Below are 25,446 nucleotides of genomic sequence, written 5' to 3'. Positions count from 1 at the left end.
TCCCGACTGCGTGCACCGTCCCTGTGCGTGCAGGCGCCAGCGCTGCTCAATGGCTGCGCAGTGGCGCCGGGTGCGGGTGCATCACCGCGCGTTGGCGTTCCTCCTGGAGGAACTTCATGATGATCGGCGCCACCGCTTCGGCGCGGGTGATGAGGAACAGATGGCCGTCGTCGATCACGTGCAGTTCGGCGTTGGGAATCCGCCAGGCGAGCAGGCGCATGTTGATCAGCGGGATCAGCGGGTCGTCGTCGCCGGCCAGTACCAGGGTCGGCTGGCGGATCCGGTGCAGCCAGTGGATGCTGGTCCAGCCGAAGCCGGCGAACAGCTGCCAGTAGTAGCCGAGCTTGCCCGAGGAGCGCACCTTGCTGGCGTGCGCCAGGGCCAGGCTGGCGTCGCGGCGGAAGGCCCCGCCGTAGATGTCCGCGGCGATGCGCACGCCATAGGACGGCTGGATGTAGCGGCGTGGGCTGGCCATGCGCCAGAGCACCTTGGGCTTGCCCGGCACCATCACGGCGCCGGCCGAAGTCGCGGCGAGCACCAGCTTCTTGCAGCGCTCCGGGTAGTCGTGGGCGAACTGCTGGGCCAGTGCACCACCCCAGGACACGCCGATGGCGCTGACTTGTCCAATATCCAGGTAGTCGAGCATGCGCGCGGCCAGCTTGGCCAGGCCGGGGAAACGGTAGGGCGTGCTCGGCGTCGAGGAGCCGCCGACCCCGGGGACGTCGAAGGCGATCACTTCGAGGTCGGGGTCGAGCGCCTGGACGAAGGGGAACACCAGTTCCAGGTTGGCGCCGATGCCGTTGAAGATCAGCAGCGGCGTCAGGTGCGGTTTGCCCGGCCGCACGGCGGTGCGGATGCTCAGGCCGTCGAGCTCGATGGTCCGGAAGACAAAGGGTTGCGGCATGCTGGAGGGCCCTTGCGAAGGCGCGGCGGCAGCGCCACCGCGCCGCCCCGCACCGGTCCTGTTGGCGCCCCGTGCCGCCTGTTGTGGCGGCGTGGGCGCGGTGTCGGCGGGCTCGCCTGGGTAAGTGGCGCTATCCGGCGCCACTGCTGGGGTCTCGGTCTTCATCGTTCATGCACGTAGGTGCCCGGGGCGGCTTCGCCGGCCGGGTAAGTCTTGTTGCCGAGGGCGCTCGGGGATTTTTTCAGCTTGCCCGAGCGCTCGGCCAGCCAGGCCTGCCAGTGCAGCCACCAGGAGTCCGGCTGCTTGGTCGACTCTTCCTGCCAGGCCTTGGGGTCGGCGGGTAGCTCTCTGTCGCCGGTCATGAAGCGCGCCTTGGGATTGCCCGGCGGGTTGAGAATGCTCTGGATGTGGCCGCTGTTGGACAGCACGAACTCGATCTTGCCGCCGAACAGCCGCGCCGAGCGGTAGCAGGACTCCCAGGGGGTGATGTGGTCGTTGACCCCGGCCAGACAGTAGATGTCGCTCTTCACCTGCTTGAGGTCGATCGGCGTGCCGCACACCTCGAGGGCATTGGCACGGGTCAGCGGGTTGGTCTTGAACAACTCGATCAGATCGCCGTGGAAGGTCGCCGGCAGGCGCGTGGTGTCGTTGTTCCAGTAGAGGATGTCGAACACCGGTGGCTCGTTGCCGAGCAGGTAGTTGTTGACCCAATAGTTCCAGATCAGGTCGTTGGGACGCATCCAGGCGAACACCTTGGCCATGTCCTTGCCTTCCAGCACGCCGGCCTGGTAGGAGCGGCGCTTGGCCGCTTCCAGGGTCTGCTCGTCGACGAACAGGGCGACCGAGGTATCCAGCTGGGTGTCGAGCACGCTGACCAGCAGGGTCATGGCGTTGACCTTATTCTCGCCGATAGCCGCGTAGTGGCCGAGCAGGGCGGCGCAGGTGATGCCGCCGGAGCAGGCGCCGAGCAGGTTGACGTCCTTGCTGCCGGTGATGGCGAGGACCACCTCGATGGTTTCCTTCAGCGCCTCGATGTAGGTCGACAGGCCCCACTCGCGTTGCGCCTTGGTTGGGTTGCGCCAGCTGACGATGAAGGTCTGGATGCCGTTGCGCAGGTTGAAGCGCGCCAGGCTCTTCTCCTGCGACAGGTCGAAGACGTAGAACTTGTTGATTTGCGGCGGCACCACCAGCAGCGGCCGCTCGTGCACCTGCTCGGTGCTCGGCTGGTACTGGATCAGTTCCAGCAGGTCGTTGCGAAACACCACGGCGCCTTCGGTCAGGGCCAGGTTCTTGCCGACCTCGAAGGCGCTCATGTTCACCTGGCTGGGCATGCCGCCGTTGTTCACCAGGTCCTTGGCCAGGTGCGAGAGGCCGTCCAGCAGGCTCTTGCCGCCGGTTTCGAAGAAGCGCTTGACCGCCGCCGGGTTGGCCATGCTGTTGCTCGGTGCCATCGCCTCGGTGAGCAGATCGAGGACGAAATGGCCGCGGCGGGTGTCCTGCGAGGGCAGGTTGCTGTCCTCGATCCAGTCATGCAGCTCCTGGCGCCAGGCCAGGTAGGTCTGCAGGTAGCGGCGATACAGCGGATTCTGGCTCCAGGCTGGGTCGGCGAAGCGGCGGTCGCCCTCATCCGGGCGCAGGTCGGACTGGCCGAGCAGGACGTTCTTCAGCTGCAGGCCGAAGTGCGCCACATGCTTGGCGCTGTGGATGGGTTGTTTAACGGCTTGGGTTAACACCATGCGGGCAGCAGTCAGAATGTCCTTGCTGCGCAAGCCAACTACCGGGTTCAGCCCGAGGGTGTTCTCGGCGGCTTGGCGTTGCAGGTCTTCGGTGTTCTTGTTGCTCATCTACGACGCTCCATTGTCCTGAGACGAATACCGGCGTGCTGCTGTGCGCGGACACAGGGCTGGGAGCCTGGTACTGCTCGGGTTACCGGGTGGGCGGAGGCGCTCCGCTTCATGCTCTACATTCGCCTGGGCAAATGCATGGAGCCTGCCAGAACCTTGGTAACCCGAGCCGTGAATTTACGCAAGCCGGCTGATCGGGCGGTCTTGCGCGAGCGAGAGTATGCCGAGGGGATTTAGAAAGTTCGCCCTAACCGGCGGGTTAGAGCAGCAGCTTGACCACCGATTCGGACGGGTCGCGGGACTTGCCGGCCTTGGCCAGTTCGTCGAGATAGTCGGCCCACAGCTGTTCCTGGCGTTGCGCCAGCTGATAGAGGTAGTCCCAGGTGAACAGCCCGCTGTCATGGCCGTCGTCGAAGCACAGTTTTAGTGCGTACTGGCCGGCCGGCTCGATCTTGCTCAGGCCCACGCCGAGCTTGCCGTGCTGCAGGATCGGCTGGCCATGGCCCTGCACCTCGGCCGACGGCGAGTGCACGCGGAGGAACTCGGCGGACAAGTTATAACGCTCGTCGGCGCCGTACTCCAGGGTCAGGGTCTTGGACGCTTTGTGCAGCTTGATGGCGCTGGGGATGCGCATGTGCGGGGCTCCGATGCCGGCGGCAGGACGCACTCGGTGTGCAGCCTGCCGCGGCTACTCCTTAGAGAATATAGCGCGACAGGTCTTCGTCCTGCGCCAACTCGCCGAGGTGGCTGTTGACGTAGGCCGCGTCGATGCGGATCGGCTTGTCGTCGTGCTGGGCGGCGAGGTCGCCGGCGCTGAACGAGACCTCTTCGAGCAGGCGCTCGAGCAGCGTGTGCAGACGCCGTGCGCCGATGTTCTCGGTCTTCTCGTTGACCTGCCAAGCGATTTCGGCGATGCGCTTGATGGCGTCCTCGGCGAACTCGATGGTCAACCCCTCGGTTTGCAGCAGCGCGCTGTACTGCTCGGTCAGCGAGGCGTGCGGCTCGGTGAGGATGCGCTCGAAGTCTTCCGGCGACAGCGCCTTGAGCTCGACGCGGATCGGCAGGCGGCCCTGCAGCTCCGGCACCAGGTCGCTCGGCTTGGACAGGTGGAAGGCGCCGGAGGCGATGAACAGGATGTGGTCGGTCTTGACCATGCCCAGCTTGGTGTTCACCGTGCAGCCCTCGATCAGTGGCAGCAGGTCGCGTTGCACGCCCTCGCGGGACACATCGGCGCCGCCGACATTGCCACGCTTGGCAACCTTGTCGATCTCGTCGATGAACACGATGCCCTGCTGCTCGACTGCCTCCAGGGCGCGGGCCTTGAGCTCTTCCTCGTTGACCAGGCGCGCGGCTTCCTCGTCGCGCACCAGCTTGAAGGCCTCACTGACCTTGAGCTTGCGGCTCTTCTTCTTACCCTTGCCCATGTTGGCGAACAGGTTCTGCAGCTGGTTGGTCATCTCCTCCATGCCCGGCGGGGCCATGATCTCGACGCCGGCTGGGTGCTCGGCGACTTCGATCTCGATTTCCTTGTCGTCCAGCTGGCCTTCGCGCAGGCGCTTGCGAAACAGCTGGCGGGTGTTCGAGTCGCTGCTCTGTGCGGCTTCGTCACCAAAACTGCGCGCCGGCGGCAGCAGGGCGTCGAGGAGGCGCTCCTCGGCGGCGTCTTCGGCGCGGTGGCGGACGCGGACGATTTCTTGCTCGCGCAGCATCTTGATCGCCGCGTCGGCGAGATCGCGGATGATCGATTCGACGTCGCGGCCGACATAGCCGACCTCGGTGAACTTGGTCGCCTCGACCTTGAGGAACGGCGCGTTGGCCAGCTTGGCCAGGCGCCGGGCGATTTCGGTCTTGCCGACGCCGGTGGGGCCGATCATCAGGATGTTCTTCGGCGTCACTTCCTGGCGTAGCTCGGCCGGCAGCTGCATGCGCCGCCAGCGGTTGCGCAGGGCGATGGCGACGGCGCGCTTGGCGTCGTCCTGGCCGATGATGTGGCGGTTGAGTTCGTGGACGATTTCACGGGGGGTCATGGGCATGGCGTGGACTCGCTAAAGAGGTGGGGCGGCGAACGTCGGCGCGCAGCCGCCAGAGGAGGGTGGACGGCGCCTCACTCGACGCAGTCCAGCTCCTCGAGGGTCAGATTCTGGTTGGTGAACACGCAGATGCTGCCGGCGATGTTCAGCGCGGTTTCGGCGATCTCGCGGGCCGGCAATTCGGTGTGCATCAGCAGGGCGCGAGCCGCGGCCTGGGCATAGGGACCGCCGGAGCCCATGGCGATCAGGCCGTCCTCGGGTTCGATCACGTCGCCGTTGCCAGTGATGATCAGCGAGGCGTCCTTGTTGGCCACCGCCAGCATGGCTTCCAGGCGGCTCAGCGAACGGTCGGTGCGCCACTCCTTGGCCAGCTCGACGGCGGCGCGCACCAGATGGCCCTGATGTTTCTCCAGCTGACCCTCGAAACGCTCGAACAGGGTGAAGGCATCCGCGGTGGCACCGGCGAAACCGGCGATGACCTGGCCGTGGTAGAGGCGGCGGACCTTCTTGGCGTTGCCTTTCATCACGGTGTTGCCGAGGGAAACCTGGCCGTCGCCGCCCATGACGACTTTGCCTTGGCGGCGGACTGAAACGATGGTGGTCAAGGGGTGGATCTCCACGCAGCGGGGCGGAATGCCCTAATGGAGAATCATATGGGGGAGTCCTGCCGGCATTTCAACCGGCAGGCTGCGGGTGGGAGCTAATGGCTGTAACAGCGGATTGCCGCCGGCTGGAAATCCAGACGGCGACGGGGGCTCAGCGGCTCCGGCGCTGCTGCAGCAACAAGTTGCTGAAGCCGCTGCCGGCCAGTTGCTTCTGCGCCTGGGTCAGCTGCTCGCGGTTGCTGAACGGGCCGACCAGCACGCGGTACCAGGTTTCCTCGCGCACCGTGCCGGATTCCAGCTGCACCGCCTGGCCGAGCAGAGCGATCTGCGCGCGGACCTTCTCGGCGTCGGCCTGCTTGCGGAACGAGCCGGCCTGGAGAAAGTACTGGGTGCTGGCGGCTTTCACCGCCACCGGCAGCGGCGGCGGGGTTTCGCCCTTGAGCGCCGCCTCGGCGCGCGCGGCGTCGGCCTTGGCCAGCTCCTGCGGGGTCGGCGCCGGCGGTGTCTGCTCCGGCACCGCCTCGGGCGGCACTATCACCTCGGACTCCGGCAGCAGGGTGTAGAAATCGTACTTCGGCTTCACCTGCGGCGGCGGGGTCGGGGTGGCCGGCGCCGGCTTGCCGGCGGGTTTGCCACCCGTTGCCTGCTGGGCGGTCTCCGGCTTGCTGCGCTTGACCTCGTCGCGGCCCGGCTCGAGCTTGGCCAGCAGCATCAGGAAGGCGCCGACGGCCAGACCGCAGGCCAGCCACACCCAGCCGGGCACGGGCTTCTTCGCGGGCGCCTGATAGCGGCTGGCGCCGCGCTTGGGGGCAGGTTTTTTCTTGGTCGCCATAGTCCGTTACATGCGTTCCAGGGTGTCCAGGCCAAGCAGTTCCAAGCCTTGCTTGAGGGTACGGCCGGTCAGTGCGGCCAGACGCAGGCGGCTCTGTTGGGTGGCCTGGTCGGCGGCGGCAAGAATCGGGCAGTGCTCATAGAAGCTGGAGAATAGCCCGGCCAGATCGTACAGGTAGGTGCACAGCAGGTGTGGCACGCCTTTCTCGGCGACGTTGGCCAGCACCTCGCCAAATTGCGCCAGCTTGGCGGCCAGTTCGAGCTCCTGCGCGGCCTGCAGGTCGATCTGCCCGTCGGCTTCGGCGAAGTCCTTGCCCAGCTTGCGGAACACGCTGGCCACGCGGGTATAGGCGTACAGCAGGTAGGGCGCGGTGTTGCCCTCGAAGCTGAGCATCTGCTCGAAGTTGAAGCTGTAGTCGCTGGTGCGGTGCTTGGACAGGTCGGCGTACTTCACTGAGGCGATGCCCACTACGCGGGCGATCTGCCGCAGCTCGGCGTCGTCCAACTCGGGATTCTTGCCCTTGACCAGGGCGTAGGCGCGGGTCTCGGCTTCCTCGAGCAGGTCGATCAGCTTCACCGTGCCACCGTCGCGGGTCTTGAACGGCCGGCCATCGGCGCCGTTCATGGTGCCGAAGCCCATGTGTTCCAGTTGCATGGTTGCGGGGACGAAGCCGGCAAGGCGCGCGGCTGCGAAGACCATCTGGAAGTGCAGGGCCTGGCGCTGGTCGACGAAGTACAGCACGCGGTCAGCGTGCAGCACGTTGGCACGGTAGCGCATGGCGGCCAGGTCGGTGGTGGCGTACAGGTAGCCGCCGCCGGCCTTCTGCACGATCAGCGGCAGCGGGTTACCCTCGGCGTTCTTGAACTCGTCCATGAACACGCACTGGGCGCCGTCGCTCTCGGTGAGCAGGCCCTTGGCCTGCAAGTCGACGATGACCTGGGCGAGGTCGTCGTTATAGGCGCTTTCGCCCTTGACGTCGGCCCTGGTCAAGTTCACATCGAGGCGATCGTATATCTCTTGGCAATGGCTCAGGGACGTTTCATTGAATTCCCGCCAAACGCTTAAGCACGCTTCTTTACCGGCCTGTAGTTCCACTACGAGCTGGCGCGCACGCTCAGCAAATTCGGGCTCCTGATCGAAGCGCTGCTTGGCTGCACGGTAGAAACCTTCTAAGTCAGAAAGCTCCTTGGATCTAAAACCCTTGGGGAGATCCATGCCGTACGCCAGCAGCATGCCGAACTGGGTACCCCAGTCGCCGACGTGGTTCTGGCGGATCACCGTGTCGCCGAGGAACTCCAGCACCCGAGCCACGCCGTCGCCGATGATGGTTGAGCGCAGGTGGCCGACGTGCATCTCCTTGGCCAGGTTCGGCGCGGACAGGTCGACCACCACGCGCTGCGCCGGGCCGGCCTTGCGCACGCCGAGCAGGGCATCGGCGAACGCGGCGTCCAGGCGCGCGGCGAGGCCACCGCTGTCCTGGTAGAAGTTGAGGAAGCCCGGGCCGGCGATCTCCACCTTGCTGATCTGCGCGTCCTGCGGCAGCGCGGCGACCAGCTTCTCGGCCAGTTCGCGCGGCTTCAGCCCGGCCGGCTTGGCCAGCATCAGGGCGATGTTGCTGGCGAAATCGCCGTGGGTCTTGTCCTTGGTGTTTTCCACCTGAATGGCCGGAGTGAGCCCCTGCGGCAGCACGCCGTCCTCGGCGAGACGGGTGAGTGCTTGCTGGATCAGCTGACGAACGAGGTCTTTCATGTCGGTTCTTCCTGCCGGCGGGCGGCGGCGCCTGGGCGCTGGTTGAAAACTGGGCATTATCCGTGGCCGTTCCGGGCTTGCCAACCGCTGTGGCGCGGCCGCGGTGGGTTAAAACAGGTCGATCGGGTCGACATCCAGCGACCAGCGCACCGCGCGGCCGCTGGGCAGTTGTTCCAGTTCCAGCAGCCAGGCGCCGAGCAGGCGATGCAGCGGCGCGCGGGCGCTGGCCTGCAGCAACAGCTGTGCGCGGTAGCGGCCGGCGCGGCGTTCCATCGGCGCCGGCACCGGGCCGAGCAGCTCGATGCCGCCGAGCCGCCGCTCATCCAGCAGCCGTTCGGCCAGGCTGCAGGCCTGATCGAGAAAACCCTCGGCCTGACCCGGCTTGTGCGCCTCGGCGCGCAGCAGGGCGAGGTGGGCGAAGGGCGGCAGGCCGGCACTGCGGCGTTCGGCTAGGGCCTGCTCGGCGAAGGCGAAGTAGCCCTGCTCGGTCAGCTGCACCAATAACGGATGCTCGGCCAGGTGGGTCTGGATGATCACCTTGCCCGGCTCCTCGGCGCGCCCGGCGCGCCCGGCGACTTGGACGATCAGCTGGGCCATGCGCTCGCTGGCGCGGAAGTCGGCGGAGAACAGGCCGCCGTCGGCATCGAGGATCGCCACCAGGGTGACGCGTGGAAAGTGGTGGCCCTTGGCGAGCATCTGCGTGCCGATCAGGATGCACGGTTCGCCGCGCTGGATGGTGGCGAACAGCTGGGCCATCGCCTCCTTGCGCGAGGTGCTGTCGCGGTCGACGCGCAGCACCGGGTAGTCGGGGAAGAGGATGCCCAGGCGTTCTTCGGCGCGCTCGGTGCCGGCGCCGACCGGGCGCAGGTCGAGGCGCTGGCACTTCGGGCAGCTGTGCGGGCGCGCTTCGACGTGACCGCAGTGATGGCAGCGTAATTCGTTGCTGCGCTGGTGCACGGTCATCCGCGCATCGCAGCGCGGGCAGCCGGACAGCCAGCCGCAGTCGTGGCACAGCAGGGTCGGAGCGAAGCCGCGGCGGTTGAGGAACACCAGCACCTGCTGGCCGGCCGCCAGGGTCTGGGCGATCGCCTGCTGCATCGGCCCGGAGAGCCCCGAGTCGAGCGGCCGGCTCTTCACGTCCAGGCGCAGGAAGCGCGGCTGCTGGGCGCCGCCGGCGCGCTGGGTCAGTTTGAGCAGGGCGTAGCGGCCGTTGTGGGCATTGTGCAGGCTCTCCAGCGACGGCGTGGCCGAGCCGAGCAGGATCGGCACGTTGTCCTGCCGCGCGCGCACCAGGGCCAGGTCGCGGGCGTGGTAGCGCAGGCCTTCCTGCTGTTTATAGGAGGCGTCGTGTTCCTCGTCGATGATGATCAACCCGGGCCTTTGCATCGGCGTGAACAGCGCCGAGCGGGTACCGATGATGATGTCGGCCTCGCCGTCGCGCGCCGCCAGCCAGGCGTCCAGGCGTTCGCGGTCGTTGACGTTGGAATGCAGCAGGGCGATGCGCGCGTTGAAGCGCTTTTCGAAGCGCGCCAGGGTCTGCGGGCCGAGGTTGATCTCGGGGATCAGCACCAGCGCCTGCTTGCCTGCCTCCAGGGTCTCGCGGATCAGCTGCAGATAGACCTCGGTCTTGCCGCTGCCGGTCACCCCGGCGAGGAGGAAGGCATGGAAGCGCCCGAAGCCGGCCCGTACCGCCTCGGCCGCGGCGCTCTGCTCCGGGTTGAGCGGCAGTTCCGGCTGCGCCAGCCAGCGCGTGGGCCGCTCGCTGCTGGCGTGGCGGCGCACCTCGATGTGCACCAGACCCTTCTCGCGCAGCAGCTCCAGGCTGTCGCGGTTGAGCTGCAGCTGGCTGAGCAGTTGCTGGGCGACGCCGTGCGGATGCTGGGCGATGGTCGCCAGGGCTTGGCGCTGGCGTGGCGCGCGGGCGAGGCGCGGGTCGTCGAGGCTGGCGCCCGCGGCCAGGTGCCAGAAGCGTTCCTGCCGCGCTTCCGCCGGCTCGCCCTGGCGCAGTAGCACCGGCAGCGCCCAGCTGAGGGTGTCACCGAGGCTGTGCTGGTAATACTGCGCGGTCCACAGGCACAGCTTGAACAGCGCCGGCGGCAACGGCGCGCGGGCGTCGAGCAGTTCCAGCGCCGGCTTGAGTTTGGCGGCCGGCACCTCGCTGCGGTCACTGACCTCGATCAGGATGCCGATCAGCTCGCGGCGGCCGAACGGCACGCGCAGGCGCATGCCCGGCTGCAGCTGCGCGCGCGCCACTCCGGGCGGGGCGCGGTAGTCGAACAGGCGGCGCAGCGGCGAGGGCAGGGCGAGGCGCAGGATGACGTCGGGCGAATGGGCGTCGGACACGCGAGGGCTCCAGAGGGGACCGCGCGATCTTAGCATGGTGATGCGCGACGACCGGCGCTGCGCCCTGCTTGCGTCGTCGCGGCGCTCTGGTATTATCCGCCGCCTAATTGCGTGCGGTACCCGACAATGGTGTCGAGTGGCGGCATGCCAGTCCTGAGGAATGCACCATGAAAGCCGATATCCATCCGAATTACGTCGCGATCGAAGCTACCTGCAGCTGCGGTAACGTGATCAAGACCCGCTCCACCCTGGGCAAGAACCTGAGCCTCGACGTCTGCTCCGAGTGCCACCCGTTCTACACCGGCAAGCAGAAGATGCTCGACACCGGCGGCCGTATCGACCGCTTCAAGCAGCGCTTCGGTGTGTTCGGCAGCAAATAAGCCGACTGCCCCGCGAAGGCCCTATGGGTTTTCCCGCGCAAGTGAAAAAGGCGTCCCTGGTGGGCGCCTTTTTCGTTTCTGTCGCTTGGCTTCCGCTGGCCCAAGCAGGCTGTCCGCTGCCGGGCCAACTGCCGAGCTTCAAGGTGCAGCGGGTGGTCGACGGCGACACTCTGAAGCTCGAAGATGGCCGCAGCGTGCGCTTGATCGGTCTGAATGCACCCGAGCTGGCGCATCAAGGGCGTTCCACCGAGCCATTTGCCGAAACGGCGCGTCGGCGTCTGCAGGAACTGGTGGCGGCCAACGATAATCGGGTCGGCCTGCGCCTCGGCCAACAGGCCAAAGATCACTACGGCCGCATCCTGGCGCACGCTTACGACGCACGTGGGCGTAACCTGGAGGCCGAACTGTTGGCGGCTGGGCTCGGCTATCAGGTGGCGGTGGCGCCGAATACCGCGCTGGTGGTTTGCCAGCACGCCGCCGAGGCCGAAGCGCGGCAGGCCGGGCGCGGGCTGTGGCGGCAGGCGCCGGTGCAGAGTCCGCAGCAGCTGCAGGCTGGCGGCTTCGCTTTGATCCGCGCTCGGGTGGTTGGGATCGAGCGTAATCGCGGCGGTCTGTGGCTGGAGCTGGACGGGCCGCTGGTGCTGCATATTGCGCCCAAGCAGCTGACGCGTTTCGACCTGCCGGCGCTGCAGGCGCTGAGTGGGCGGCGTATCGAGGCGCGCGGCTGGGTGATTGACCGCGCTCGGCGCGGCGGCGTAAAACCTGGGCAGGCACGCTGGATGCTGCCTTTGACCGATGCGGCGATGCTCGAGGTGTTGCCATGAAGCTGCAGTTCCTTGTGCTGCTGGTGCTGTTGGCCGCGACGCTGGCCGGCTGCGCGACCAATCCCGCCACCGGCGAAAGCAATTTCGTGATGATGAGCGAGCAGCAGGAGCTCGACCTCGGTCGTCGCGCCAGTCAGGACATCGGCAAGGAATACCCGCGTTACGCCGACGAGAAACTGCAAGCCTACGTGCAGCAGGTTGGTGAACGTGTCGCCCGGTATAGTCATCGCGATAACCTGAAGTATCAATTCACGGTGATCGATAGCGCCGACATCAATGCCTTCGCCCTGCCTGGTGGCTACATCTATATCCATCGCGGGCTGCTCGCCTACCTCAATTCCGAAGCCGAATTGGCTGCGGTGCTCGGTCATGAGGTCGGCCACGTCACGGCACGGCACGGCGTGCAGCAGCAGAGCCAGTCGATGGCCTGGGGTATGCTCGGTCAGGCGGTGGCGATCGGTACCGGGGTCGGTGCCGCCGGTGATCTGACCAATGTGCTCGGCACCGCGATGGTGCGCGGTTACGGCCGCGACATGGAATTGCAGGCCGACAGCCTCGGTGCGCAATACCTGGCGCGCAGCGGCTACGATCCGCAGGCGATGGTCGAGGTGGTCAAGGTGCTGAAGAGCCAGGAGGACTTTGCCCGCGATCAGGCGACCAGGCGCGGCCAGGCGGTGCCGACCAGCGGTTATCACGGCGTGTTCGATACCCATCCGGACAACGACCGGCGCCTGCAGCAAGCGGTCGGGCCGGCGCGTGCGCTGGCCGGCGCTGGCGGCCAGCAAACCAATCGCGAGGTGTTCCTTCAGCATCTGCAGGGCTTGCCGTTCGGCGACTCGGAAGCCACCGGCGTGCGCCGCGGGCAGAGTTTCTACCATGCCGGCCTGGGTTTCACTCTTAGCGCTCCGCAGGGTTGGTCCATGGATAATCGTCCCGAGGCGCTGATCGCTGTGAGCGCCGATCGCCAGGCTTTGATCGCCATGCAACTGGATCGCGCCAAGGACACGCCGGAGGCGTTTCTCCAGGCCCGTCTCGGCGGCCAACGCTTGGCACAAGCGGAGCCGCTGCAGCAGGCAGGGCTGCAGGGCTACACCGGGGTCATCCCGGGGCGGCCGGCCAAGCGTGTCGCGGTGATCTTCAAGGACAGCAAGGCCTTCCTCTTCGTCGCGGCGGTGAAGGGGGGCGCTTCGCTGGAAGGCGTGGATGATCAGTTCCTACAGACCATCAAGAGCTTTCATCCGCTGACTGCCGATGAGCGCAAACTGGCCCAGCCGATGCGCCTGCAATTGGTGCGTGCCAAGGCCGGTCAGAGCTTCGCCGAACTGGCCAAGGACAGCCCGTTATCCCGCGATGCCGAGGCCAATCTGCGCCTGCTCAATCACCAGTATCCAAGCGGTCAACCATCGCCTGGAGACTGGTTGAAAGTAGTTCATTAGAAGGATTGACTTGTCGGACAATCCTGCCTTGTGGGTCAGCAGCACTTTGCGTATGCTCGGCCGCCTGTTTGTTCAACAGCACAAAAAAGCGGGATTGCCATTTATGTCTGATCTGAAAACTGCCGCTCTCGACTATCACGCCCACCCGCGTCCGGGGAAACTGAGCGTCGAGCTGACCAAGCCCACCGCCACTGCCCGCGATCTGTCGCTGGCCTACAGCCCGGGTGTGGCTGAACCGGTACGTGAAATTGCCCGCGATCCTGAGCTGGCCTTCAAGTACACCGGCAAGGGCAATTTGGTCGCAGTGATCTCCGATGGCACCGCGATTCTTGGTCTCGGCAACCTTGGCCCGCTGGCTTCCAAGCCGGTCATGGAAGGCAAGGGCGTGCTGTTCAAGCGCTTCGCCGGTATCGATGTGTTCGACATCGAAGTCGACTCGGAAAGTCCGCAGGCCTTCATCGATACCGTCAAACGCATCTCCATCACCTTCGGCGGCATCAACCTGGAAGACATCAAGGCGCCGGAATGCTTCGAGATCGAGCGTGCGCTGATCGAGCAGTGCGACATCCCGGTGTTCCACGATGACCAGCACGGCACGGCGATCGTCACCGCCGCCGGCATGCTCAACGCCCTGGAAATCGTCGGCAAGACCCTGGCCAACGCTAAGGTGGTGTGCCTGGGCGCCGGCGCTGCAGCGATCTCCTGCATGAAGCTGCTGGTGAGCATGGGCGCGAGGGTCGAGAACATCCTGATGGTCGATCGCAAGGGCGTGATCCATGCCGGCCGCGACGACCTCAACCAATACAAGGCGGTGTTCGCCCACGAGACCGACAAGCGTACCCTGTCCGAAGCGCTCGACGGTGCCGACGTGTTCGTTGGCCTGTCCGGCGCCAACCTGTTGAGTGCGGATGACCTCAAGCGCATGGCGGCCGATCCGATCGTGTTTGCCTGCTCGAACCCGGACCCGGAAATCAAGCCGGAGCTGGCCAAGGCCACCCGCAGCGACGTGATCATGGCCACCGGTCGTTCGGACTACCCGAACCAGGTCAACAACGTGCTCGGCTTCCCCTTTATCTTCCGTGGCGCGCTGGACGTACGCGCGACCCGTATCAACGAAGAGATGAAGATCGCCGCCGCCCTGGCTTTGCGCGATCTGGCCAAACTACCGGTGCCGCAGGAGGTCTGCGACGCTTACGGTGGCATCAAGCTGGAGTTCGGTCGCGACTACATCATTCCCAAGCCGATGGATGTGCGTCTGATCAACGTGGTTTGCGATGCCGTGGCGAAAGCGGCGATCGAGAGCGGTGTGGCGACCTTGCCATATCCGGCGCACTATCCGCTGAACTCGGTGGATGAGGTGTTCAAGGCCTGACTGCTGAGATGTAATAAAAAGCCCCGCCGATGCGGGGCTTTTTATTGGGCGCTATTTGCAGCGAGCTCAGAACAGGTCGATGGGGGCCGCGTCGTCGGCCGGCAGCGGGCTACCAGGAATGCTGCTGCCGGGCTCCAGCTCGCTCATCGGCGGCGGCGAATCCTCGCTCTTGAACAGCTCGAAGTAGGCATTGGGAGTGCCTGGGGTGGCGGCGCGGCCGCTGAGTGGGTCGACGCGCAGGGTGAGCAGGCCTTCCGGCTCCGTCGGTAAATGTGCCGGTTTGTCCTTGAGGGCGGCGCTCATGTAGTCCATCCAGATCGGCAGGGCTACGGTGCCGCCGAATTCGTGGCGACCCAGGCTTTCCGGCTGATCGAAGCCGGCCCAGACGGTGGTGAGGTAGTCGGCGTTGTAGCCGGAGAACCAGCTGTCCTTGGACTCGTTGGTGGTGCCGGTCTTGCCGGCCAGATCGCTGCGACCCATGACCAGGGCGCGCCGTCCGGTACCGCGCTTGATCACGTCCTGCAGCATGCTGGTCATGATGTAGGCGGTGCGGGCATCGAGGATCCGCTCGGCAACGACTGGCTGCGAGCTGGCGCTGCCTGGGTCGGCGGGGGAGCTTAGCGTCGCACTGGCGACAGTCTGCGGAATGGGCACTTGTGGGGCGACCGAGGTGTCATGCGGCACGCTGGCGGGATTGGCGATATACAGCGAATCGCCATTGCGGCTGTTGATCTGTTCGACCAGATAGGGCTGGACCTTGTAACCACCATTGGCAAATGCGCTCCAGCCGCCGGCGATCTCCAGTGGGGTGAGGTTGGCAGTGCCCAGGGCGAGGGAGAAGTTGCGCGGCAGCTCCTGCTTGTTGAAGCCGAAATGCTCGATGTAGTTCAGCGCATACTCGATGCCGATGGCCTGCAGCAGGCGAATCGACACCAGGTTGCGTGACCTGTAGAGCGCCTCGCGCAGGCGGATCGGTCCGAGGAAGGTGTTGGTGTCATTCTTCGGTCGCCAGACCTGATCCAGGTATTCGTCGACGAATACGATGGGGGCGTCATTCACCAGGGTTGCGGCGGTGTAGCCGCGATCCAGGGCGGCGCTATAGATGAAGGGCTTGAAGCTGGAGCCAGGCTGGCGCTTGGCCTGGGCGGCGCGGTTGTAATTGCTCTGCTCGAAGGAGAAACCGCCGACCAGCGCGCGAATGGCGCCATTCTGTGGGTCGAGGGAAACCAGTGCACTCTGCGCCGCGGGGATCTGGCTAAACAGCAGGGTGCCGTCCTGCTGGCGCTGCACGCGAATCAAGTCGCCGATCTGCACGACATCGCCGGGCTGCTGCGGGCGCGGTCCGAGGCTGTTGGTGTTGAGGAAGGGGCGGGCCCATTTCATGCTGTCCCAGGCGATAGTTTCCTCCTGGCCGCTGCGAGTCAACACGAGAATGCCGCTCTTTTCTACCTGGGTGACGATGGCTGGCTCGAGGCCGCCGATGGACTTCTGTTTGGCCAGTTCGAGTTGCCAGGTTTCCCGGGTCATGCCCGGCAGGCGGGTTTCCGGGCCGCGATAGCCGTGACGCTGGTCGTAGCTGATCAACCCCTGGCGTACGGCGGTATTGGCCGCCTCCTGTAGATGGCTCGGCACCGTGGTGGTGACGTGGAAGCCCTCGGTGTAGGCCTCGCTGCCATAGCGGCCGACCATCTCGGCGCGGGCCATCTCGGCCACGTAAGGAGCATTCAACTCCGGGGTCGGGACATGGTAGCTGGCGTCGATGGGCTCATTCAGTGCCGCCTGGTAGCGTGCCTCGTCGATCTTGCCGAGTTTGTACATGCGCCCGAGAATCCAGTCGCGGCGCTCCTTGCTGCGCGTCGGGTTGACCAGCGGGTTGAAGCGTGAAGGCGCCTTTGGCAGGCCGGCAATCATCGCCATCTGCGCAAGGCTGAGGTCGCGGATCGACTTGCCGTAATACACCTGTGCGGCCGCCTCGATGCCATAGGCTCGGTTGCCCAGGTAGATCTTGTTGACGTACAGCTCGAGAATCTCGTCCTTGCTCAGTTCTCGCTCGATTTGCAGGGCCAGCAGGATCTCGCTGATCTTGCGCGAGAAGCTGCGTTCGCTGGTGAGGAAGTAGTTCTTCGCCACTTGCATGGTGATCGTGCTGCCACCGGTTTGAATCTGCCCGCTCTTTAATAATTGCGTGGCGGCACGCATCAGACTGGTCAAATCGACGCCATAATGATTCGCGAAATTATCATCCTCGGCGGACAGTAGCGCCGTGATGAAATCTGGGGGAATATCCGCGAAGCGGATGGGGGAGCGCCGCATCTCGCCGAACTCGGCAATCAGCTTGGCATCGCTGCTGTAGACCCGGAGGGGGATCTGCAGTTGGATGCTGCGGAGCGACTCGACAGACGGGAGTCCGGGACTCAGATAAAGATAGGCGCCGCTGAAACTGAGCAGCAGCCCACAAAAAACGGTGACGCAGAGCCACCAGAAGAATTTCAGCAGGCGCATCAAAACTTGTGGATTTCCAAGTAAAAGAACGGGTTGAACGCAGGGTAAAGCGAAAAGGGGAAAATCGTTCACATTATAAGCGCTTTTTTTGTGAGGTAGCTATTTGCGCTTATGTCAAGACTGTTATTTAATGTGAAAAAACATAAATAGTCCGTAAGTCGCGGATGTCAATAGGAAAACGGTCGTGCTAGGGCTCTTCAATAAGAAAGCGAATACGCTTCTGGGGATAGATATCAGTTCGACCTCAGTCAAGCTCTTGGAATTGAGTCGCTCAGGAAGCCGCTACAAGGTAGAGGCATACGCCGTTGAGCCCCTTCCCCCAAATGCAGTGGTCGAGAAGAACATCGCCGAGCTGGAGGGGGTCGGGCAGGCCTTGACCCGCGTCCTGGTCAAGGCCAAGACCGGTGTGAAAACCGCCGTGGTGGCGGTGGCGGGTTCTGCTGTGATCACCAAAACCATCGAGATGGATGCGGGGCTTTCCGATGATGAGCTGGAGAATCAGCTGAAAATCGAAGCTGACCAGTACATTCCTTATCCGCTTGAAGAAGTCGCCATCGATTTCGAGGTTCAGGGCCCTTCGGCCCGCAACCCTGAGCGGGTGGATGTGTTGCTTGCCGCCTGCCGCAAGGAGAATGTCGAGGTGCGTGAGGCGGCCCTGGCCTTGTCGGGCATGACGGCTAAGGTCGTCGATGTCGAGGCCTATGCTCTCGAACGGGCTTACGGCCTGCTGGCTCCGCAATTCGGTAATGATCACGAAGAATTGACGGTGGCAGTCGTGGACATTGGTGCCACCATGACCACTCTGAGCGTTCTGCATAACGGCCGCACCATCTATACCCGCGAGCAGCTGTTTGGTGGTAAGCAGCTGACTGACGAGATTCAGCGTCGTTATGGCTTGTCAGTCGAAGAAGCGGGCCTTGCTAAGAAGCAAGGCGGTCTGCCGGACGACTATGAGAGTGAGGTTCTGCAGCCATTCAAGGACGCTGTGGTGCAGCAGGTTTCACGCTCGTTGCAGTTTTTCTTCGCGGCTGGCCAATTCAATGATGTGGATTACATCCTCCTGGCGGGCGGAACTGCCTCCATTCCCGATCTGGATCGGCTGATCCAGCAGAAGATCGGTACCCAGACGCTGGTGGCCAATCCGTTTGCCGATATGGCGCTTAGCAGCAAGGTCAATGCTGGGGCTTTGGCTAGCGATGCTCCGGCCTTGATGATTGCGTGTGGTCTGGCGATGAGGAGTTTCGACTGATGGCGCGCATAAACCTACTGCCTTGGCGTGAACAACTGCGTGAGGAGCGTAAGCAGCGATTTCTTGCGACTCTCGCGGGTGTCTTGGTTCTTGCTGCTGGTGTCGTATTTCTTGGCGATCAATATCTTAATTCGGCGATAGAGCAGCAAAATGCTCGAAATGACTTCATCCGCAAGGAGATTGCGGTTTTGGATGCGCGCATCAAAGAAATCAGTGAGCTGAAGACTCGCCGGCAACAACTACTTGAGCGGATGAAGATCATTCAGGATTTGCAGGGCAACCGCTCGATTATTGGCCGCGTGTTTGATCAACTGGCGCGTACCTTGCCGGATGGTGTTTATTTCACCTCGCTCAGCATGAAGGGGAAAGGCATCGCAATTGAAGGCGCGGCGGAGTCGAACAATCGCGTGTCCAATCTCATGCGCAACCTGGATGCCTCTGATTGGTTGGATGCGCCGAACCTCACCGCTGTTAAGGCTGTAACTGCTGGCGCCTTGGATCAGGCAAATGTCTTTCAGTTGACGGTTCAGCAAACTCAGCCATCGGTTGAAGCGGAAGGAGCCAAGAAATGAGCTTTGCCGACTCGCTAGAAAGTTTGCGGAAAATTGATATCAATGACCTTGATGTTAATAACCTGGGTGCATGGCCTGCCGCGGTCAAAGTAATTGTATGTATTTTGCTGCTGATAGTTGTGTTGGCTCTTGGTTATAACTTTCACCTCAAAGATCTTGAGGCTCAGCTGGATCAACGACGTGCTGAAGAGGTGGCGCTAAAAGAACAGTTTTCCTCAAAGGCGTTCCAGGCAGCCAACCTCGAGGCTTACAAAGAACAGATGAAAGAGATGGAGATTTCTTTCGGCGCTCTTCTGCGGCAATTGCCAAGTGATACGGAAGTCCCTGGTTTGCTTGAGGATATCACGCGCACGGGGCTGGGTAGTGGTCTTGAGTTTGAGGAGATCAAGCTTCTACCGGAGGTCGCTCAGCAGTTCTATATCGAATTGCCTATCCAGATATCGGTGGTGGGTTCTTATCATGACCTGGCGACGTTTGTAAGTGGCGTCTCCAGCCTACCGCGTATTGTGACGTTGCATGATTTCGAGATTAAGCCGGTCAGTGCAGATAGTTCGACAAAGTTGCGCATGAATATTCTGGCGAAAACTTACCGTTATAACGACAAGGGGCTGCAGAAGTGAAGAGCTCCCATCTTGCTTTGTATGGTTTGATGCTGTGCGGTCTGGTAGGTTGCGGATCTAGCGGAGACTTTACGGATTTGCAAACTTACATGGATGAAGTTCGTGCTCGCCCCAAGGGCTCAATTGAGCCGCTGCCGAAATTTCAGCCCTATGAGGCTTTTACTTATAGTGCGGCGGCGTTGCGCAGTCCATTCCAGCCGCCGGTGAAGATTGATCTGGTCAGTCGGCCGAAGGGGTCAAAGGAAATCAAGCCCGATGAAACCCGGGTAAAACAATTTTTGGAGGGCTTCAACATCGAAGTCTTCGAAATGGTCGGTACCCTCTCTAATGATGGAGGAATGTATGCCTTGATTAGCGGTGCAGGGGGGGTGCATCGGGTCAGGGTTGGCGATTACTTGGGGCGCAACAATGGTCGCATTATCGCGATCAGCGAAGCGAAAGTAGATGTGGTCGAGATAGTCCCGGATGGTGAAGGTGGCTGGTTGGAGCGACCGCGAAGTCTCTCTCTCAAAGAGCGCTCTTAAGGTTGGGGTGGGGAAATGAAAAATAATTACCGGTCTGCACAACGGAATCTGAGAATGAAGAGCTCTCTTTCGCGCCTCTGCGTTTCTTTTCTTGCGGCGCTTCTGTCGCCGGCTTTGCTGGCGGCAAATCTGCAGGCACTTGATGTGGCTGCTTTGCCGGGGGATCGGGTGGAGCTCAAACTGGCGTTTGATGAGCCAGTGGCTGCGCCACGTGGTTATACCATCGAACAGCCGGCGCGCATCGCGCTGGATCTTCCGGGGGTGAAGAACGGCCTTGGCACAAAGAATCGCGAGCTGGGCGTTGGTAATGCTCGCAGCGTTACGGTGGTGGAGGCCAAGGATCGTACCCGGCTGATCATCAATCTCACCACCCTGGCCCCCTATAGCACGCGCACCGAAGGTAATGCCCTTTATGTGGTGGTTGGTGAGAGCTCCAACGCTGCGCCGGTATCGCGCGTGGCGCCGTCGGCACCCATAGTTGCCAAGAAAAGCTATGCACCTTCAGGGCGGGTTATCCGCAATATTGACTTTCAGCGGGGCGAGCAGGGTGAGGGCAATGTAGTGATCGAGCTGTCCGATCCTTCGGTAAGCCCGGATATTCAAGAGCAAGGTGGCAAGATCCGCCTGGATTTCGCCAAAACGCAATTGCCTGAAAGCCTCCGGGTCCGTCTGGATGTCAAGGATTTTGCGACGCCTGTGCAGTTCGTCAGTGCTGCGGGGGGGGCGGATAAAGCCAGTATCACCATTGAGCCAACGGGCTTCTATGACTACTTGGCCTATCAAGCTGACAACAAGTTGACCGTCAGCATCAAGCCGCTGAATCAGCAGGATGTTGAGAAACGCAAGGCCGAGAGCTTCGCCTACAACGGCGAGAAGCTTTCGTTGAATTTCCAGGATATCGATGTGCGTTCGGTGCTGCAGTTGATCGCCGACTTCACTGATCTGAACTTGGTGGCCAGTGATACCGTACAGGGCAATATCACTTTGCGTCTGCAAAATGTGCCGTGGGACCAGGCGCTTGATCTGGTGTTGAAAACCAAGGGGTTGGACAAGCGCAAGGTGGGCAACGTTCTGCTGGTTGCTCCGGCTGATGAAATTGCTGCGCGTGAGCGCCAAGAGCTGGAGTCGCAGAAGCAAATTGCCGAGCTTGCGCCGCTGCGCCGCGAGCTGATTCAAGTCAACTATGCCAAGGCGGCCGATATCGCCAAGCTGTTCCAGTCGGTCACTAGTGGCGATGCCAGTAAAGATGAGCGTGGTTCCATTACGGTGGATGATCGCACCAACAGCATTATCGCCTACCAGACTCAGGATAAGCTCGATGAGCTGCGGCGCATCGTGTCGCAATTGGATATCCCGGTGCGCCAGGTGATGATCGAGGCGCGCATCGTCGAGGCCAATGTCGATTACGACAAGTCGCTCGGGGTTGAGTGGCGTGGCGTGAGTGTTGGCGACAATAACTTTGTGGTCGGCGGCTCGAACAGTCTAGTCAAGAACAGTGACCCTTTGGAAATCGATGCTGGGACCTTTGTCGATCTAGGTGCCACCGGGGCAAGCTCCGGATTGAATCTGGGATTTATCACCGACAACACCATTCTCGATCTGGAACTGTCGGCCATGGAAAAGACCGGCAACGGCGAGGTCGTGTCGCAACCGAAGGTGGTCACATCGGATAAGGAAACTGCCAAAATCCTGAAAGGTTCCGAAGTGCCCTACCAAGAAGCCAGTTCCAGCGGTGCAACCAGTACTTCCTTTAAAGAGGCGGCGCTGTCGCTAGAGGTTACGCCGCAAATCACGCCGGATAACCGAATCATCATGGAGGTCAAGGTTACCAAGGATGCCCCGGACTTTTCGGTCGTGGCGTCTACGGGGGGGGTTCCCGCGATCAACAAAAATGAGGTCAATGCCAAGGTGTTGGTGGCCGACGGAGAGACTATCGTGATCGGCGGGGTGTTTTCCAACACCCAGACCACGTCCGTCGACAAGGTGCCGTTTCTCGGCGACCTGCCCTTCCTTGGTCGACTGTTTAGGCGCGATGTTGTGCAGAATAAGAAGTCCGAGCTGCTGGTCTTCCTGACTCCGCGTATCATGAACAATCAGGCCATTGCTGTGAGCCAGTGATTTTGTGCGTAATTTGATTCTGATTGGCCCGATGGGGGCAGGTAAAAGCACCATCGGGCGGTTGCTGGCGAAAGAGCTGAGGTTGCCGTTCAAGGATTCCGACAAGGAGATTGAACTGCGCACGGGGGCTGATATCCCCTGGATCTTTGATGTCGAAGGCGAGCAGGGTTTTCGTGAGCGCGAGCATGCGGTCATTGCTGAGCTCTGTGAGCTGGACGGCGTGGTTCTGGCCACGGGGGGCGGGGCGGTGCTACGTCCAGAGAACCGGCAGGCACTGCATGCTGGGGGGCGGGTCGTTTACCTGCACACCTCTGTGGAACAGCAACTCGACCGCACTGCGCGGGACCGGAATCGACCGCTTTTGCGCACGGCCAATCCAGGAAAAGTTCTGCGCGACTTGATGGCTATCCGTGATCCGCTCTACCGGGAGATCGCGGATATCGTGATCGAGACCGACGAGCGCCCGCCACGTATGGTGGTGCAGGAAGTCCTCGAGCGTCTTCAAGCGTTGCCGCCGCGTTAAAGCGGAGACGGAATTGCGCTATCCTAGTGCCCTTTTTACCGTGGGGGCCGCATGCATACTCTTCAGGTCGAACTTGGCGAACGGAGCTATCCGATTTACATCGGAGCGGGTGTGCTCGCTCGGGCGGAGCTGCTTGGGCGGCACATTGCTGGGCGACAAGTTGCAATCGTTACCAATGAGACCGTCGCACCGCTCTATCTGGCTAAGCTGACCGCGGCGTTACAAGGGTTTGAGCTGGCGACAGTGATTCTGCCAGACGGCGAGGCGTTCAAGAATTGGGAAACCTTGCAGCTGATTTTCGATGGATTGCTGCGCGCTCGGCATGAGCGTGGCACGACAGTGATTGCGTTGGGCGGTGGGGTGGTCGGCGATATGGCCGGCTTCGCAGCGGCTTGTTATCAGCGTGGCGTCGACTTCATCCAAGTGCCAACCACCTTGCTGTCTCAGGTGGACTCTTCGGTGGGTGGCAAGACCGGCATCAATCACCCTCTGGGCAAGAACATGGTGGGGGCGTTCTACCAGCCGAAGGCGGTGGTCATCGATACCGCCACCCTGGCGACACTGCCGCCGCGCGAGCTGTCTGCCGGTCTGGCAGAAGTCATCAAATATGGCTTGATCTGTGACGAACCCTTCCTGGCCTGGCTGGAAACGCACATGGATGCGTTGCGAGCGCTCGATCAGCAGGCGCTGAGCACGGCCATCGAGCGTTCTTGTGCCGCCAAGGCGCGTGTCGTCGGGGTGGATGAGCGCGAGTCGGGGTTGCGGGCCATCCTCAATCTCGGCCATACCTTCGGCCATGCCATTGAGGCCCATCAGGGCTATGGCGCTTGGTTGCATGGCGAAGCGGTGGCGGCGGGAACCGTCATGGCGCTGGAGATGTCTAGGCGCTTGGGGTGGATCGCCGCAGCTGAGCGTGATCGTGCAATCCGTCTGTTTCTGCGTGCGGGGTTGCCAGTAGTGCCGCCGGAAGACATGAGTGCCGAGCATTTTCTCAAGTACATGGCGGTGGACAAGAAAGTGCAGGGTGGGCGCTTACGTCTGGTGTTGCTACGCCAGATGGGCGATGCCGTCGTGACCGGCGATTTTCCTCGCGAGATTCTAGATGCCACCTTGGCTGCGGATTACCGTGCGTTGGTGGACCAGCTTTAAGACTAATTGAGAGCACCATGACCAGTTTGCACGCCGACGAGGCTTTCCTCAGTCACTATCAGTTCAGTCACGATCCCTTCGCGGCCCGGGTGCCGGGATTCAAGTTTTTCCCGGCGCAGCGCAAGCCAGTGCTGGGGCAGCTGCATCACTTGGCCCGGTACAGCCAGTTATTGCTGGCGGTGACTGGGCCGCAGGGTAGTGGCAAGACGCTGTTGCGCCAAGCGCTAGTGGCCAGCACCAACAAGCAGGCGGTGCAGAGCGTGGTGCTTTCGGCTCGTGGGGCGATGGATGCCGGCGGGCTGCTGCGTCAGGTGGCCCAGGGGTTGAGCTCGCCGCAAGCAGATGTTCGCGCGCTCCTGGCCCAGGTCGCACAATTGGCGTTAATGGGACAAGAGGTATATTTGCTTGTCGATGACGCCGAGCAGCTGGATGATTCCGCGCTCGATGCCCTGCTGGCGCTGGCAGCGGGCAGTGCCGAAGGGCGTCCGCATGTGTTCTTGTTTGGGCACTCGTCGCTGTTGCCACGGCTCGAGTTGCTGGCCGATGGCGAGGAGCGTTTTCATGCCGTCGAGTTGCAGCCCTACGGTGAGGATGAGACCCGGGAATATTTGGCTCAACGCCTGGAGGGTGCGGGTCAGGGACTCGAGTTACTGTCTGATGAGCAGATGGCCGATATCCATCAGCAATCCGATGGCTGGCCGGGGCTGATCAATCAAGTGGCGCGGGAGACCCTGATCGATACCATGTTGGTGCGGCGGGGTTCGGCCCAGGCTGCTGGGTTTGCCCTCAAGCTACCCAAAAAACATCTATTAGCGCTGACGGTGGTGGCGGTAGCGGTGGCGGTGGCCTGGCTGATGAAGGGTGGTTCGCCAGTCGAGCCCGTCGCGCCTGTTGCGGCCCAGCTGCCGCTGGAGGCGGCCGCTCCCGCTGCGCCGGTTGCGGCGCAGGAAGTCACGGCCGCGCCGCAGGGTGGTCCGGCCATCGAATTCGCCGGTGCGGCACAGCCATTGCCGCTGCCGCTTGTGGGTGAGGCACAGCCGGTCATTCGTGAGCCGCTGGCTCAGGTGGCGGGGCAGGCAGATGGCGAGGAGACTGGTTTGGCTGAGCCTGTGGAGCCGCAGGTGCCGCCTGTGGTCAACCCGGTAGCGCCTGTTGTGGCGGCCGCTCCTGTTCCCGCAGCACCAGTGGCTGCATCGGGGGCTCCAGCGGCCAAGGTAAATCCTGTGGTTGCGGCTGCTTCTGTTGTGCCTGCTGCGTCCAAGCCGAGCCCGGCGCCAGCTCCTGCATCAGCCGCGGTGACCAAGCCTGTCGCCAAGCCCGCAAAGCCTGCGGAGAAAGCGGTAGCGGCCACCGTTCCCGCGGGGGCGGATTGGTACGGTCGGCAGGCGGCCAGCCGCTACGCGCTGCAGATACTGGGAACGCGCTCGGAGAGCAGTGCTCAGGCCTTCGTGCGCCAGCAAGGCGGCGATTACCGCTATTTCAAGAAAGCGCACCAAGGCCAGCCGCTGTATGTGGTGACCTACGGCAGTTTCGCCACGCGCGATGCGGCACAAGCGGCGATCAAGAGTCTGCCGGCCAAGGTGCAGGCCGGAAAGCCCTGGCCCCGGAGCTTCGCCAGCATCCAGCAGGATGTGCGGGCACGCTGACGCTGTTAGGGCGCTAGGCAAGGATGACCATGCGGTCGATAGCATGACCGCATGGTATTGTCCTTTCATCTAAGCGACATAAGGTGTCGCTTGATCGCCACTCGGGGGTTTGTGACCCCCCAGGCAGCTGTGTACAATGACCCCCCTTTTGCCTGCGCAAAGCTGGCGCTTAGTCCTGCGCGCTTGGTAAGTGATTGAATTAGAAAGTAATTGCCTTGATGAGA

21 protein-coding genes are annotated in these 25,446 nt (G+C 62.8%); 12 read left to right on the top strand and 9 right to left on the bottom strand.

The window, feature by feature from the left end:
• Positions 1-46 precede the first annotated feature (46 nt).
• The 8 genes from phaZ to D3880_RS20535 all read right to left on the bottom strand — a co-directional run bounded on the left by phaZ (position 47) and on the right by D3880_RS20535 (position 10,307).
• Complete coding sequence (gene phaZ, locus D3880_RS20570) at positions 47-904, bottom strand: poly(3-hydroxyalkanoate) depolymerase (RefSeq protein WP_119895275.1); 858 nt, start codon at positions 902-904, stop codon at positions 47-49.
• Between the two features lie 161 nt (positions 905-1,065).
• Positions 1,066-2,748, bottom strand: a complete 1,683-nt coding sequence (gene phaC / locus D3880_RS20565) for a class II poly(R)-hydroxyalkanoic acid synthase (RefSeq protein WP_119895274.1) — start codon at positions 2,746-2,748, stop codon at positions 1,066-1,068.
• A 259-nt stretch (positions 2,749-3,007) separates the two neighbouring features.
• Complete coding sequence (locus tag D3880_RS20560; RefSeq protein ID WP_119895273.1) at positions 3,008-3,382, bottom strand: gamma-butyrobetaine hydroxylase family protein; 375 nt, start codon at positions 3,380-3,382, stop codon at positions 3,008-3,010.
• 61 nt (positions 3,383-3,443) lie between these two features.
• Entirely contained in the window at positions 3,444-4,781 is a 1,338-nt protein-coding gene (hslU, locus tag D3880_RS20555; protein ID WP_119895272.1) for an ATP-dependent protease ATPase subunit HslU, read from the bottom strand.
• Between the two features lie 71 nt (positions 4,782-4,852).
• Positions 4,853-5,383 (bottom strand): ATP-dependent protease subunit HslV, encoded by a 531-nt coding sequence (gene hslV, locus D3880_RS20550; protein WP_119895271.1) that lies wholly within the window; start codon positions 5,381-5,383, stop codon positions 4,853-4,855.
• Between the two features lie 151 nt (positions 5,384-5,534).
• Complete coding sequence (locus tag D3880_RS20545) at positions 5,535-6,215, bottom strand: SPOR domain-containing protein (RefSeq protein ID WP_119895270.1); 681 nt, start codon at positions 6,213-6,215, stop codon at positions 5,535-5,537.
• A gap of 6 nt (positions 6,216-6,221) precedes the next feature.
• Positions 6,222-7,964, bottom strand: a complete 1,743-nt coding sequence (argS, locus tag D3880_RS20540) for an arginine--tRNA ligase (protein WP_119895269.1) — start codon at positions 7,962-7,964, stop codon at positions 6,222-6,224.
• A 108-nt stretch (positions 7,965-8,072) separates the two neighbouring features.
• Positions 8,073-10,307 carry a primosomal protein N' gene (locus D3880_RS20535; RefSeq protein WP_476644154.1) on the bottom strand — a complete coding sequence of 745 codons (2,235 nt, stop codon included), beginning with the start codon at positions 10,305-10,307 and terminating at the stop codon, positions 8,073-8,075.
• 167 nt (positions 10,308-10,474) lie between these two features.
• On the opposite strand from D3880_RS20535, the gene rpmE reads away from it, so the two are divergent.
• From rpmE to D3880_RS20515, 4 genes are all read left to right on the top strand, one after another.
• A complete protein-coding gene (gene rpmE / locus D3880_RS20530; RefSeq protein ID WP_119895267.1) occupies positions 10,475-10,687 on the top strand; it encodes a 50S ribosomal protein L31 in 213 nt (70 codons plus the stop codon).
• Between the two features lie 23 nt (positions 10,688-10,710).
• On the top strand, positions 10,711-11,511 hold the full coding sequence (locus tag D3880_RS20525; protein ID WP_119895266.1) for a thermonuclease family protein: 801 nt from the start codon (positions 10,711-10,713) through the stop codon (positions 11,509-11,511).
• A complete protein-coding gene (locus tag D3880_RS20520) occupies positions 11,508-12,947 on the top strand; it encodes a M48 family metalloprotease (protein ID WP_119895265.1) in 1,440 nt (479 codons plus the stop codon). The genes D3880_RS20525 and D3880_RS20520 overlap by 4 nt, the downstream gene beginning before the upstream one ends.
• Positions 12,948-13,050: 103 nt before the next feature.
• Positions 13,051-14,319: a malic enzyme-like NAD(P)-binding protein gene (locus tag D3880_RS20515; RefSeq protein ID WP_119895264.1), complete on the top strand. Its 1,269-nt coding sequence runs from the start codon at positions 13,051-13,053 to the stop codon at positions 14,317-14,319.
• Between the two features lie 66 nt (positions 14,320-14,385).
• Here D3880_RS20515 and D3880_RS20510 read toward each other — a convergent pair whose 3' ends face one another.
• On the bottom strand, positions 14,386-16,821 hold the full coding sequence (locus D3880_RS20510; protein WP_162935026.1) for a penicillin-binding protein 1A: 2,436 nt from the start codon (positions 16,819-16,821) through the stop codon (positions 14,386-14,388).
• Positions 16,822-17,005: 184 nt separating this feature from the next.
• On the opposite strand from D3880_RS20510, the gene D3880_RS20505 reads away from it, so the two are divergent.
• From D3880_RS20505 to D3880_RS20470, 8 genes are read left to right on the top strand one after another with little or no spacing between them, the layout of a single operon-like run.
• A complete protein-coding gene (locus D3880_RS20505; protein ID WP_119895262.1) occupies positions 17,006-18,070 on the top strand; it encodes a pilus assembly protein PilM in 1,065 nt (354 codons plus the stop codon).
• Complete coding sequence (locus D3880_RS20500) at positions 18,070-18,642, top strand: PilN domain-containing protein (RefSeq protein WP_119895261.1); 573 nt, start codon at positions 18,070-18,072, stop codon at positions 18,640-18,642. Before D3880_RS20505 ends, D3880_RS20500 begins: the two co-directional genes overlap by 1 nt.
• Positions 18,639-19,262, top strand: a complete 624-nt coding sequence (pilO, locus tag D3880_RS20495) for a type 4a pilus biogenesis protein PilO (protein ID WP_119895260.1) — start codon at positions 18,639-18,641, stop codon at positions 19,260-19,262. The genes D3880_RS20500 and pilO overlap by 4 nt, the downstream gene beginning before the upstream one ends.
• A 29-nt stretch (positions 19,263-19,291) precedes the next feature.
• The gene (gene pilP / locus D3880_RS20490) at positions 19,292-19,786 is read left to right on the top strand and encodes a type 4a pilus biogenesis lipoprotein PilP (RefSeq protein ID WP_119895259.1); all 495 of its coding nucleotides are present in this window, start codon (positions 19,292-19,294) and stop codon (positions 19,784-19,786) included.
• Between the two features lie 54 nt (positions 19,787-19,840).
• A complete protein-coding gene (locus D3880_RS20485; RefSeq protein WP_119895258.1) occupies positions 19,841-21,904 on the top strand; it encodes a type IV pilus secretin PilQ in 2,064 nt (687 codons plus the stop codon).
• Positions 21,905-21,908: 4 nt separating this feature from the next.
• Positions 21,909-22,427: a shikimate kinase AroK gene (gene aroK / locus D3880_RS20480; protein WP_119895257.1), complete on the top strand. Its 519-nt coding sequence runs from the start codon at positions 21,909-21,911 to the stop codon at positions 22,425-22,427.
• A 51-nt stretch (positions 22,428-22,478) separates the two neighbouring features.
• On the top strand, positions 22,479-23,576 hold the full coding sequence (gene aroB / locus D3880_RS20475; RefSeq protein ID WP_119895256.1) for a 3-dehydroquinate synthase: 1,098 nt from the start codon (positions 22,479-22,481) through the stop codon (positions 23,574-23,576).
• Positions 23,577-23,593: 17 nt separating this feature from the next.
• Positions 23,594-25,222: an AAA family ATPase gene (locus D3880_RS20470; protein WP_119895255.1), complete on the top strand. Its 1,629-nt coding sequence runs from the start codon at positions 23,594-23,596 to the stop codon at positions 25,220-25,222.
• Positions 25,223-25,446: the final 224 nt, after the last annotated feature.

The organism is Pseudomonas cavernae, from assembly GCF_003595175.1.
GTDB lineage: Bacteria > Pseudomonadota > Gammaproteobacteria > Pseudomonadales > Pseudomonadaceae > Aquipseudomonas > Aquipseudomonas cavernae.
The sequence above is the reverse complement of the archived record's forward strand: the minus strand, read 5'-3'. Positions and strand labels throughout refer to the sequence as shown.